Here is a 12,331-nt window from a genome sequence, read left to right on the forward strand (position 1 = left end):
GACCAGAATCATGCAAAACATGCAACGCTATGCGAATCATAGCGTATTCCGCCTTGGACGGGTAGTCTAAACGTCAATGAGAATGCAACTCACGTAAAATAAGCGAAAGCTCATCTTGAGATAAAGTCTTTCGAAACAAAGAGTTTATCGTATTAAGCAAAGCCTCAACCGTTTTAGGGCGTGCATTTCCTCTGTTTTGAAGGTCTTTTCTAACCATGGTTATTCTATCATGAAGGTTTGTTGGGATAGGTGCTGCCGGTACAGCCGCTTTGACTGAAACATCTGGAAGTAGTTTTATCTCAGTTTCGACTGTTACCTTTGGTGAAGTACGGAACATTGGCATATCTTGTATGCTTTTAGATCTAGAGACAAAGATTTTCCGCTCACGCAAATGTTGTATAAGCGGATCAAAGCCAGCATCATTTGAGATAATATGAAAATATGCTTCTGGATACTCTTTTGTTAGCTGACCGATATAGAAGGCAATATGAAAATCGAGCGCATTTGATCCATTACTGGACATTTTAATATATTTCACGCGATTTCCCATTTCTTGAAAAACAGAAACGATTTCGTATGGTATTTTTGACTGGTTAACGCCAAGAAACATGATTACATGAAAATAATCTTGATACAGCATTTGAACATCTGTCGGCTGAACGTTTTCATAGTCAATGAGCACATAGTTGACCTTCATATTACCTCCTTAGACACAGCAGTTATTCAGCTTCTGTAAATAACATACACGATTGGCATTACCAGAGCGTACCAATCGTGCAGAAGCCAAACATGTAACACTCTCATACGACAACAAGAATTCGCATGCGTCTCCATGAGAGCAACCTCCACATATTACCCTGACCAGATGGCCCAGCCAGAGCTTTGCATTGATCGGCATGGCCCACAAGAGTTGCAATCTCCAGCCAGAGGCTTACGGAAACGTAAGGCACCTGGAAGGCCGGCGATCTGGAAGTGATCCCTCTTGGCTGCTATGGTGAGCCCATCTGACTCTACGCTTGAAGATGGAGAAGGAAGCTCCCCTATGCACACAGCACCGCTCAACCCGATCGCATCGCGGCTCTTGATCGTCACGACCCTGCTCGCCACCTTGTTGCTTGGAGCATTGCTTGCGGTGACGCCGACGAAGGCGACGCTCACCTCAACAACCATGCTTGCCGCACCCGTTCTACCCCAAATTAGTGCCGGAGATATTCATACGTGCTTTATTGATGTGCTTGGTCGTCTAGCCTGTTGGGGCAGTAGCGAAAATGGGCGGCTTATGATCCCATCTGATCTTGGGAGCGTCACCCAGGTCACGGTTGGCGGATCGACATGTGCGATCACACATGAGGGCTTGCTCCGTTGTTGGGGTTCAAGCCATGACTACGTCAGCGAGCCAAACAATCTTGGCAATGTGGGCCAAGTTAGTATGGGAAGTCATCACACCTGCGCGGTACTCGTAACTGGTGAGTTGCGTTGCTGGGGCGACAATTGGGATGGTGAAGTGAACATTCCGAGTGATCTGGGATCAGTTAGTCAGGTGAGTGTGAATGAAGGGCATACCTGTGCTGTTACGATTAGTGGAGCAGTGCACTGTTGGGGCCGCAACAGCTATGGCGAAACAAATGTCCCTGCGGATCTTGGCTCAGTCACCCAGGTACGTACGGGGCTCCAGCATACGTGTGCGCTGACAACGGAGGGCGTAGTGCGTTGTTGGGGTTGGAATGTGTTTGGTCAGGCAACTGCCCCTGCTGATCTGACGAATGCCGTTCAGATCAGTGCAGGATTGAATCATAGCTGTGCAGTCACTGCATCTGGTAACCTGCGCTGCTGGGGTGACAACACGTATCAGCAAGCGACCGCGCCACCTGATCTCGGGCTGATCAAACAGGTAAGTGCAGGCCATGAATATACGTGTGTCGTGACAAGCAGTGACACAGCTCGTTGTTGGGGTTTGAATGCTTATGGACAAGCAACTGTGCCTTCTGATCCATTTGCGCCTACACCTACGCCTACGCCAGTGCCAACCCCAGAAGTCAAGATTACGCTGGCTTCGGTTTCATCCAATGGCGTGCAAGCCAACGGCGAATCCAGTTCAGTGGCGATGTCGGCAGATGGACGGTACATTGCTTTTGATTCGCGGGCCAATAATCTGGTACCTGGCGATCCTGGCTATGTGGAAAATCGCTCGATTGATATCTTTGTCCGTGATCGCTTGACCGGCCTGACGAGTGTGGCTTCTATCAACAGTGCCGGTGAATGGGCCAATGAACGCTCATTCAATCCTTCGATCTCGGCAGATGGGCGCTATGTGGCATTTGAGTCGTGGGCGAGTAATCTCGTTGACGATGATACAAATGTTGATGAAAATGGAAACTCCCACACAGATATTTTTGTCCATGATCGGCAGACCGGTGCAACCGCCCGCGTCTCGGTCGCTTCGGATGGAACCCAGGCCAATGAGAGCAGCTATGAGGCCCAAATCAGTGGCGATGGACGCTATGTTGCGTTCATCTCCTTTGCGACCAATCTGGTAAGTAACGACACCAATGATCTCCATGATGTCTTTGTTCATGATCGCCAGACTGGCGCAACCACCCGCGTGTCGGTCGCTTCGGATGGAACCCAGGCCAATGTCGCCTGTGGCAGCCCGGCAATCAGTGGCGATGGGCGCTATATTGCTTTCACGGCCTATGGTGATGGCAACCTCGTGCCTGAAGATACCAATGAATCGAGTGATGTCTTTGTCCATGATCGGCTGACCGGCGCGACAACGCGGGTATCGGTGCAGGCTGATGGCTCACAGACGTTTTACGGCAGCAATGACTATCCTGCACTTTCGGCTGATGGGCGCTATATTGCTTTCGATTCGACTGCGCGAATCACAGCGAATGATACGAACAATGACCGGGATGTGTTTGTGCGTGATCAACTCACCGGCACCGTGAGCCTCGTCTCAGTCAATTCAAGGGGCGTGCAGAGTCGTGGCGACTCAGGTGGGCCAACGCTTTCGGCAGATGGGCGCTATGTTGGTTTCGACAGTTACGCCAATCTGACTGAGCATACGCTGAATATGGGTTCACCCAACGGCTACATGCATGATCGGCTCACTGGCAAAACCATTCTGGTCTCGGTTACCCCTGATGGTGCCCAGGGCGATGGTTTCTCTGGAGTGGATGCGATTTCGACCAACGGATCATGGATTGCATTTAGCTCGTGGGCCGATAATCTGATCCCAGACGACAAGCTTACCACTCCTGGAAATGAAGCTGATGTGTATATTGCCGAAGTGATTGGGGTCTTTCCCTCCACGGCAACGCTTGCTTCCAACCACCCCGACGGTGCGCCCGGCAGCAGCTTCCTCATCAATGCCGCAGGTTTCCCGGCAGGAGCCAGCGTGGAACTCAGCATCAATGGCATCACGGTAGGCGCGCCGCTCACCGTGGGGAGTGATGGCGGCATACGAGCTTTGTTGCAGACTGTCGCAGGGGCTGCGCCGGGCCGCTACCGCGTGGTGCTGCGGGTCGTCGCTGGGCCAACCGCGCTGCACCCGACCAACAGCACCAGCGAGGCCACGACAAGCTATCGCCTTGCCGCCGATGCGCCGATGCGCGAACCGCCAACAGGCGTTGAGGCACCTGCGGTTACGGTTCCGACCAGCATCGCGGCTGGCCCGGAAGGGGTCTTCCTACCTCTGGTCAGGCGGTAACAACCTTGGTGGGCGGGGATCGTTCGTTCTGTGGATGGGGATCGTTCGGTCATCGACCATCCCGGGAACGGGCATCCCCCCGTCACCAGGGTAGGGGCGCAGCAGCCACCACGCACGCCTATGGACAAGAGGCAGGCCAGGCGCTGCTGCGCCCCTACGGGGCGATGATATCGTCCACGGCGGGAAGGAATGGGCATCGCCCGGTCACCAGTAGGGGCGCAGCAGCCACCAGGCATACCTTTGAACAAGGGGTAGGCCAGGCGCTGCTGCGCCCCTACGGGGCGATGATGCCGCCCACGGCGGGAAACGCGGATCGCCGACCATCCCGTGAACGGGGATCGCCCGGTCATCAACCATCCCGTGAACGGGGATCATCCGGTCACCAGGGTAGGGGCGCAGCAGCCACCAGGCATACCTTTGAGCAAGGGGTGGGCCAGGCGCTGCTGCGCCCCTACGGGGCGATGATGCCGCCTACGCGGATGCAACGATCCTCACAGATGCACCCGTAGGAGGGGCGCAGCAACTGCGCGGGCGTCAAGGCCACGACCTCACGCCGGGTGGCCTCAGGCAATCGTCCAAGTTTGCGCGTGAGTTGGCGAAGGAGCAGAGCCTGGCGTTCCTCTTGCCGCCCTTCTTCCCGCCCTTCTTGTCGCCCTTCTTGTCGCCCTTCTTGCCGCCCCTTCAATTCCCATTCTGTGATCAGTTCCACGACTGCCTCCTGGATTGGTGTCTGCCATGTGGCAACTTCCGCCTCAAACCGACGGGTCTCTGCGTCATTCAGGGGGAGATAGATGCTCACAAAGGCCGCCAGCATCCGCCGCTGCGCCGCTGTCACGGGCAACCCCGCCAGCATGCGCAGACATGCCGCTTTGACCTGCCAGCGTTCCTCCCGCGCCATTCGCATCCGCGCCATCAAGGCCGCCGCCAGCGGATTCGTGCTGCGCAGATAGCTGCGCCAGTCCAACTGGTTCAATTGTATCATGAGGTACTGGAACCGGAGCACTTCATGGGGGCCAAGCGTGACCTGATGTCGGTCGGGGGCCAACCGACGCGGGCTGGGATACGAACAGAGCGCGATCGGATAGATCGGAACGTCGTACCGGTCATAGAACCTGGCGAAGTAGCGAAACATCCGGCGGGGCAACTGGGCATCGTGCTGAGCCTGATGCTCCAGGTGAATGAGGAAGGTCGCCAGCCCCTCGCGCCCCTGCGCCTGGACCACCAGGTCAGCGGTGCGGCGATCCGGATCAAGCAAGTCCACAAACGACTCGGGCGCGAGCAGGGTCAGCGTGTCAGGGTCAAGCAGCGCGAGGATATCCGGGGCAAAGAGGTCGAGAAACTCGACGAGAAACGAACTGAGCAGTTGCTTGAAGATGCCATCATGATCGAGCGCCATCGCGTAACCTCAGTGGACAGGCGGCTCGTCCCGTGCGGGTGAACGCGTAACGAGCACCAGAAAAGAACTTATGTTCTTTTTACATTGTACCACAACCGTCGTACGCACGCAAGGACGGTTGCGTGCGTACGTAGGGCGATTGCATCTTCTGTTAGTAGGGGCCGCCAGGCCGACGGATCGCCCGCAGGTCGGGCGGCCCCCACCAACGGAAGGATGGAATCTCCCTGATCTGTAAGCCAGGTGGAAGCTTGCCTGTATTGCGGGAAGCACCGGCTCTTGCTAGGGTAGAGGTATGTTGCTGCACGCCTTGATCCTGGGGCCAGGCGTCGGAGCATTGCAGGCGGCGGGTCAAACTGCCGCAGCGTGATGCAACCCAGAGCCGGTCACCCAACACGAGGGCGTGGCAGTCCGTCTGATCATCGCAAAGGAAGAAGTATGCCCACCCGTCGCCTGATCCTCGCGCTGCTACTCGGTGTTATGCTGCTGCTCAGCGCCTGCGGCACCCAACCCGCCGCCACCTCCACGACCCCGACCGACGCGCCAACCGCCGCACCAACCAGTGCGTCCACCGCTGCGCCAACCAGTGCGCCGCCGAGTGTTCCCCCCGACCCAGCGATTGCCACCGCAGAAGCCGCCACCGTCATTGCGGAACTGTTCCCCGCCACTGCTACGCCAGTGCTCGAAACCCCTGGTTGGATAATGGTCGGGCGGGTCGAAGATGCTTCTGGAACAGTCTTCGATTTTGGGAAGGTCGCACTGGAACGCTGCCCCATCGGCACAGCGTCATCATCCTCCGAGGGTTGTATCGCCAGCGATGATGCCGAAGTGGTCTACCAGGCCATGCGCGACTTCTTTGGCGGCGCAACATGGCGCTTCTACGAAACCCCCGGCAATGCGCATGACCCACAGCCACACACTCTCGTGTTCACCCCCGGATCTGCGGAGATGCAGGCCCTGTTTGGCGAGGTTACGGGCAAGTATGGCTACATGGACGGGCTGGATGAGGGGACTCAGGCCCTGGTGATGGTCTCGCTGCGCTTCCGCAACCCCGATACCGGTGCGGAGATCAAAATCGAAAACGAGGTAGATTTTACCAGCAATACGCTCATGCTTGGGCGGGTTTGGCTGACCATCCCCGATGGCGACAGCGAGTTGCGCATGTACACCGGCGGGGCGCAACGCATCGAATCGGTCAGTGGCCCGTTGGCCGACGAGCGCCTGGGTCGTGAGTAGGCCCGTGCTTGGATCTTCCTCCCACGGGGGGGGAAGGAACGGGCATCGCCCGATCACCAGGGGAGGGGCGCAGCAGCCATCAGGCATGCCTGTGGGCAAGGGGCAGGCCAGGCGCTGCTGCGCCCCTACGGGGCGATGATGCCGCCCACGGCGGGAATGCGGATCGCCGCCCATCCCGTGAACCGGGATCGTTCGGGCATCAACCATCCCGGGAACCGGCATCGCCCCGTCACCAGGGGAGGGGCGCAGCAGCCATCAGGCATGCCTGTGGGCAAGGGACGGGCCAGGCGCTGCGGCGCCCCGACGCCGCGATGTGCCGTCTACGCGGATGCGAGGATCCTCGCACCCGTAGGGGCATGGTTATGGATTGAACCATGGTTTCTGTCAACCACGCCGAGTACGGCTTGCATCGCAGGTACCCATCAAGAGTAGTTGTTTGGGTTATCAACCTGGAGGCCCTCGACTAATGCAGCCGTAATCAGGCGCTGATCAGCGGCGAGGAAGATGAGAGCATCTCGTTGCGAGCCGACCAGTTGTCCATTCACTTCAAGGGCGGAGGCAAGGTGCAATGCATCGTAGGTGCGTAGCGGATGCCGTTCTAACAAGCTTCGGGTGCGTTTGAGCAGCATGTTTGTGATTGGAACGAGCCGGTAGGTTCGGCGGCAGCGGGCCAGAAAGTCATCCCGTAGAATTCGATAGTCATCAGGTTGCAGGGTGCCTTCGCGCACCCGCCGATTGAACGCACTGACAACCTCGACGAGGCTTAGCCGCGCTGTCTCAATACGATGACCCGCACGAGGTGCGGTCAACGCACGAAACCACGCCGATCCTCGCTCAGGTACGTGACGTTTTACCAGGACACTGCTGTCCGCGTAGAATACCGGCATCAGAAGGTCTCCTCGCGATCCTCAATCACGAGTTGAGAGAGCGGCGTCCCAGCGGGGATACGCATCCACAAAGCGTCTACGGCTTCTTCTGAAAGCGGCTCAAGGTCGGCGGGGATATCTTCTGGTATATGCTGAAGCCCTGCGGCAAGAAGGAGCGCATCGATCACTTCGTCATCATCAACGACGGCACCTCCATCTGCGGGAGCTTGCTCTAGGATGGTTAAGAGCGCACGCTGCGAACCAGAGACAGCAAGCGGCTCGAGCGGCTCAATCGTGCCGTCGGCATGAATGATGACATCAATGGTGCGGTGCATACCGTTTCTCCTCCCAACGCAGTACAGACATCTTCATTGTACCACGGTGTCATCTGTAGCGCAGCTACAGCGACCCGAACAACCAGGGCGATTGCATCTTCCTGCCGTGGCCGTCAATGGCTCGGCTTTTGGCTTGCAAAGGTCTCCTGCGTGGCCTGAGCGAGTCGGCGCAGTCCGCTGTGGTGCTCCGGGTCGTCGCTGGGCCAACCGCGCTGCACCCGGCGAACAGCGCCAGTGGTCAGACGGTAACAACCCTGGTGGGCGGGGATCGCCCGGTCATCAACCAATCCCGTGAACGGGCATCGCCCGATCACCAGGGGAGGGGCGCAGCAGCCATCAGGCATGCCTGTGGGCAAGGGGTGAGCTAGGGGCTGCTGCGCCCCTACGGGGCCGATGATGCCGCCCACGGGGGGAACGCGGATCGCCGGCCCATCCCGGGGGCGGGGAGCATCCGGTCATCAACCAATCCCGTGAACGGGCATCGCCCGATCACCAGGGTAGGGGCGCAGCAGCCACCAGGCAGGCCTGTGGGCAAGGGGCAGGCCAGGCGCTGCTGCGCCCCTACGGGGCCATGATGCCGCCCACGGGGGGGAACGCGGATCGCCGACCCATCCCGGGGGCGGGGAGAAACGCTATCTGGGGCAAGGTCTCCGCCAGGAGCTTGCCCAGCGCTTTGCCGATCAAGTCTAGTAGCAACGCATTCGGTTGCCGCACCACTACCAAAGGTGAAGCTAACAATACTGAGCATATGCAAAAAAAGGCATATACTATTCCTATGAACAACTCCACCGCCGAGCGCCACGCGCAAATCTTCAAAGCATTGATGCATCCCGTCCGGCTGCAGATCCTCGATCTGCTACGCAACGACGAGCAGTGTGTCTGTCACCTCGAGGCCCAGTTGGGCCAGCGGCAGGCCTACGTCTCGCAGCAGCTTGCCGTGCTGCGCAAAGCGGGCCTGATTAGCGACCGACGCGATGGCTTGAACAGCTACTACCGCATCACGCAGCCTGAGGTGCTGACCATGCTCGACACGGCACGAGCCATCGTTGGTGGTGACGAGGCACCCGAAACAAGCCTCGCCGTTGACTGCCCCTGCCCACGTTGTAGCCCGGCGCTCGAGCAAGACACCTATCCGCTACGCTTATTGTCTATAGAGGAGATCCCATGTTGAACGTCAAAGTGCTTGGCTCTGGCTGCACCAACTGCAAACGGCTCGAGCAGCGTGTCCAAAAAGTGCTCGCTGACTGCGGTTTGGACGGTGAAGTCGAGAAGGTGACCGACTACGGCGAGATGATGCGCTGGAACATTCTGAAAACCCCTGGTCTGGTGGTCAATGACGTGCTCGTCGCCTCGGGCCGCATCCCTAACGAGGACGAGATCGCCGGTTGGCTGGCAAAGTGACGAGTGCTTGCGGGGGCATAGCCCCCGTATCCCCGTCGGGTCAATCTGGTCAAAACCCTGTTTTGTGTCGGGTATATTCAAAAATTTGCATATTAGGAGTTATCCGCAATGGCTCAATCATTGCCTTCACCCGCCAAAGCGCAGCGCAGCGCTGATACCCGCGCCTGGCTGATCGTCAGTGGCGTTACAGCGCTCTGGCTGATCGCCTATAACAGTGTCAAGCCCCTGGCTGACTGGCTGACCTTCGCGCTCTTGGGGCTTGCGCCTGACTCGCGGCTAGGCGATGCGGTCGCTTTTTTTCTGTACGATGTACCCAAGATCCTGCTGCTGCTGACCGGTATGATCTTCGCGATCAGCACGCTGCGCACCTTCTTTAGCGCAGAGCGCGTACGCCAGACCCTGGGCGGCAAGCGTGAGGGCGTCGGCAACGTGATCGGGGCCGGGCTTGGCGTACTGACGCCGTTCTGTTCGTGTTCGGCGGTGCCGCTCTTCATCGGCTTTGTCAAAGCTGGCGTGCCATTAGGCGTTACCTTTTCGTTCCTGATCGCCGCACCAATGGTTGATGGCGTCGCCCTGGCGCTGCTCCTGGGTCTCTTTGGCTGGCAACTGGCCGGACTCTATGTGGTCTCCGGGATGACGATCGCGATCATTGCCGGGATTATCATCGGGCGGATGAACATGGAGCGCCATGTCGAGGATTTCGTCTGGGAGATCCGCGGCGGTGACGGGGCGGTCGCTGAGGAGCAGTACACCTGGACACGTCGCTTCGACGAAGCCTGGGAGCAAGTGCGCGAGATTGTCGGCAAGGTCTGGCCCTATGTCGTGATTGGGATCGCGATAGGGGCAGGTATTCACGGGTTCGTGCCCGAAGATGCCTTGGCGGGAATCATGGGGAAAGAGGCGTGGTGGTCAGTCCCAGCGGGGGTCATCCTGGGCGTACCGCTCTACTCGAACGTGGCCGGGGTCATCCCAGTGGTTGATGCACTGATGGCCAAAGGGGCGGCGATGGGCACCATGCTCGCCTTTATGATGTCAGTGGTCGCCTTGAGTTTGCCCGAAATAATCATCCTGCGGCGGGTGCTCAAGCCACGTCTGATCGCGACCTTCGTGGCGATCGTGGCAACCGGGATTATGCTGGTCGGCTATCTCTTTAACCTGGTGATCTGAATGAAAACACGGGTTCAAGGGCGTGCATCGGCTTGCAGTTGCTGGGGATGATCAACCTGCCTATGCCGATCTGGTTCGGCACCTTGCCTTGCCGGATCACCTGGCGTGGCCTCCCCGGTGCCCTGGCCCTGGGCCTGGCCTTCGGGCTCGTCGCCTCGCAGTGCACCACCCCGGTGCTTGCGGCCATTCTGACCACGGTCGTTGACACTTCACCCCAGGCCAGTCACAACGGGAAGAGAGCAATTTCCTTACCCCGTCGCCCCGTCACGCAAGCGTGCGACAAGCGTGGCGTGCTCGGGGCTCGCGAGGCCGCGCTGCAGGGCAGCCAGCATGGCGGCCAGGTCGCCCCGCCAGAGTGCAGCCGGATCAAGCCAGAGCCCGGGAAAGACCGCGCTGCGCAGCAGGCCCTCGCTATCGGGCGCTAACGGCGTGTAGACACTCTCACGCAGGGCAAACCAGTGGACTTCTTGCTCGTAGGCGCTGAACACCAGGTATTCGGCGACCCCGTTGCGCGCATAGGCGCGCCGCTTGTCGTGCAGATCGTAGGCCGCACTGCTCGCGGCAACCTCGATGATCAACTCGGGCGCACCTTCCAGATAGTCATCCGGGCTCACCCGTGAACGACCACCTCGCTCGGGGAGCAGGCGCAGCAAGACATCCGGCTGCACTTCGTTCTCGAAATCCAGCCGCACCGTCGCATTGTCGGCCCCAATGACGCCGGGGGTAGCCGCACGGTAAACCCCAACCCACGTGACAATATCACTGTGAGGGCGGGCATGATGTTCAAAATGCACCGGTGAAGCCACGTAGACAACTCCTTCAATTAACTCGGCCTTCTTGAGTTCGGGGTGGGCACGATAGATCTGCTCGAAAGCTGCCTGTGAGAGCCGGTCGCCCGAGTTGAGTGGCGGCACATCGGTGGTCGTCACCCTTGGTTGTCCACGTTCATCCTTCACCAAAACTGCCATCTGTTGCTCCTCATCAGCGCATATAAACCTTGCCGTCTATCTTCATTTTACCACTACGCTTGCAGGGGCGGCATGGTCATGCCTAAGACCTCACAGGTCTTGAAGACCTGTGAGGTCTTAGATTAAATCTACACCGCAGACAGATCTTCCTCCATCACGCTGAACATATTGCCCTCGGTGTCAAGACAATACGCCATGTAGCCTACCCCCGGAACGGCTATTTTGGGCATCGCCACGCTACCGCCATGAGCTACGATCTGTTCCACCATGGCATCAACCGACGCAACATCAATGGTGTTGATCACCCCAGGCATCGTTGGTGACTCGCGACGCATGATGCCACCATCAATGCCGGGTTGCTCACGCGACCCAGTCGCGGTCATCCAATAATCGACTGGCCCATCCCATTTGCTGATCTGCCAACCAAACACATCGGCATAAAACTTGCTCGCACGTTCCGGATCATCGGCACAGATCTCGAAATGAACCACACGGGGCATAGTCTTGCTCCTCTCTCTCTGCTTGCTGAAGATGGCAATATGAGGGGGGGATGTCTCTACTATTTTAGCACAAAAGATCTATTTTGTCAAGGAAAATTGAAACCAGGAGCGCTATCATGATGATGATACGCAGAACACTGACACCTTCTGATCGGCATGCATATGGAAGGAGACGTCAATGAGCAGGCGCAAGCGTAGGGAGAAGAAATTATCGGCCCAAAGTCAAGCGAGACTTGACCAGGCGAACGATCAACAGGCACGCGATGAGTTGCAGGACGTGTTCCTGGAGATGTGGGCAGCGCAAGATGCTGCTGCCGCCGCCCGTTATCCAGAGCGCCCAGCCCCAACGAGCGCCGAAGCGTTCCGCCAGCAGTTTGAAGAGGTTCTCCTGGACATGTGGGTACACGAGTGGTCGTGCCGCACGGAAGGAGATGGCTTGCGCTGGTTTCGCCATGCCTGGCGGGACACGCGCCGCATCTTGCACGACCATCCACCCGCCGAAGGCGAGGAGTTGCAAGCCTACGCCGCACGCATTCGCCAAGCGTTGGAGGGGATCCACTTTCGCTATGCTGGCGATGATCTAGATGAGGATGGGTATCTTGATGAAGATAACTGGTATACTGCTATCATACATACTATTCTTGCCACATTGGATCGTATGGTTTAATCGGTTGATAAAAGGCTTCGGGTACGTACGCGTGGCTACACCGCGAACACGCACCCAGCATCGTTCCCTCGAACCGTATGGTGACGCAA

13 protein-coding genes are annotated in these 12,331 nt (G+C 58.2%); 7 read left to right on the forward strand and 6 right to left on the reverse strand.

Annotated elements, in window-relative coordinates; all coding sequences use genetic code 11:
* Nucleotides 1-73: 73 nt before the first annotated feature.
* Nucleotides 74-697, reverse strand: coding sequence for a PIN domain-containing protein (locus tag EKD05_RS17470; protein WP_129675069.1), 624 nt, complete (start codon nucleotides 695-697; stop codon nucleotides 74-76).
* A 345-nt stretch (nucleotides 698-1,042) separates the two neighbouring features.
* Between EKD05_RS17470 and EKD05_RS17475 the strand changes: the two genes are divergently transcribed.
* Entirely contained in the window at nucleotides 1,043-3,709 is a 2,667-nt protein-coding gene (locus EKD05_RS17475; protein ID WP_165360784.1) for a PD40 domain-containing protein, read from the forward strand.
* Nucleotides 3,710-4,160: 451 nt separating this feature from the next.
* On the opposite strand, the gene EKD05_RS17480 is transcribed toward EKD05_RS17475, so the two are convergent.
* The gene (locus EKD05_RS17480) at nucleotides 4,161-5,105 is read right to left on the reverse strand and encodes an Rpn family recombination-promoting nuclease/putative transposase (RefSeq protein WP_129675073.1); all 945 of its coding nucleotides are present in this window, start codon (nucleotides 5,103-5,105) and stop codon (nucleotides 4,161-4,163) included.
* Nucleotides 5,106-5,540: 435 nt separating this feature from the next.
* Between EKD05_RS17480 and EKD05_RS17485 the strand changes: the two genes are divergently transcribed.
* Nucleotides 5,541-6,338, forward strand: a complete 798-nt coding sequence (locus tag EKD05_RS17485; protein WP_129675075.1) for a hypothetical protein — start codon at nucleotides 5,541-5,543, stop codon at nucleotides 6,336-6,338.
* Between the two features lie 422 nt (nucleotides 6,339-6,760).
* Here EKD05_RS17485 and EKD05_RS17490 read toward each other — a convergent pair whose 3' ends face one another.
* Together EKD05_RS17490 and EKD05_RS17495 are read right to left on the reverse strand one after the other, a co-directional pair.
* Nucleotides 6,761-7,225: a type II toxin-antitoxin system VapC family toxin gene (locus EKD05_RS17490; protein ID WP_129675077.1), complete on the reverse strand. Its 465-nt coding sequence runs from the start codon at nucleotides 7,223-7,225 to the stop codon at nucleotides 6,761-6,763.
* A complete protein-coding gene (locus EKD05_RS17495) occupies nucleotides 7,225-7,539 on the reverse strand; it encodes a hypothetical protein (protein WP_129675079.1) in 315 nt (104 codons plus the stop codon). The genes EKD05_RS17490 and EKD05_RS17495 overlap by 1 nt, the downstream gene beginning before the upstream one ends.
* 128 nt (nucleotides 7,540-7,667) lie before the next feature.
* Between EKD05_RS17495 and EKD05_RS17500 the strand changes: the two genes are divergently transcribed.
* The 4 genes from EKD05_RS17500 (at nucleotide 7,668) to EKD05_RS17515 (ending at nucleotide 10,107) form a co-directional block, all read left to right on the forward strand.
* Nucleotides 7,668-7,907: a hypothetical protein gene (locus EKD05_RS17500; RefSeq protein ID WP_129675081.1), complete on the forward strand. Its 240-nt coding sequence runs from the start codon at nucleotides 7,668-7,670 to the stop codon at nucleotides 7,905-7,907.
* A gap of 407 nt (nucleotides 7,908-8,314) precedes the next feature.
* On the forward strand, nucleotides 8,315-8,710 hold the full coding sequence (locus EKD05_RS17505) for a helix-turn-helix transcriptional regulator (RefSeq protein WP_129675083.1): 396 nt from the start codon (nucleotides 8,315-8,317) through the stop codon (nucleotides 8,708-8,710).
* Nucleotides 8,704-8,940 (forward strand): thioredoxin family protein, encoded by a 237-nt coding sequence (locus EKD05_RS17510; RefSeq protein WP_129675085.1) that lies wholly within the window; start codon nucleotides 8,704-8,706, stop codon nucleotides 8,938-8,940. Before EKD05_RS17505 ends, EKD05_RS17510 begins: the two co-directional genes overlap by 7 nt.
* 108 nt (nucleotides 8,941-9,048) lie before the next feature.
* A complete protein-coding gene (locus EKD05_RS17515) occupies nucleotides 9,049-10,107 on the forward strand; it encodes a permease (protein WP_129675087.1) in 1,059 nt (352 codons plus the stop codon).
* A 248-nt stretch (nucleotides 10,108-10,355) separates the two neighbouring features.
* Here the strand turns inward: EKD05_RS17515 and EKD05_RS17520 are convergent, their stop codons facing one another.
* Nucleotides 10,356-11,075: a Uma2 family endonuclease gene (locus EKD05_RS17520; RefSeq protein WP_129675089.1), complete on the reverse strand. Its 720-nt coding sequence runs from the start codon at nucleotides 11,073-11,075 to the stop codon at nucleotides 10,356-10,358.
* Nucleotides 11,076-11,203: 128 nt separating this feature from the next.
* Nucleotides 11,204-11,575, reverse strand: a complete 372-nt coding sequence (locus EKD05_RS17525; protein WP_129675091.1) for a VOC family protein — start codon at nucleotides 11,573-11,575, stop codon at nucleotides 11,204-11,206.
* A 178-nt stretch (nucleotides 11,576-11,753) separates the two neighbouring features.
* Between EKD05_RS17525 and EKD05_RS17530 the strand changes: the two genes are divergently transcribed.
* Entirely contained in the window at nucleotides 11,754-12,242 is a 489-nt protein-coding gene (locus tag EKD05_RS17530; protein WP_129675093.1) for a hypothetical protein, read from the forward strand.
* Nucleotides 12,243-12,331: the final 89 nt, after the last annotated feature.

Origin of the sequence: Candidatus Chloroploca sp. Khr17 (genome assembly GCF_004138165.1) — a bacterium.
GTDB lineage: Bacteria > Chloroflexota > Chloroflexia > Chloroflexales > Chloroflexaceae > Chloroploca.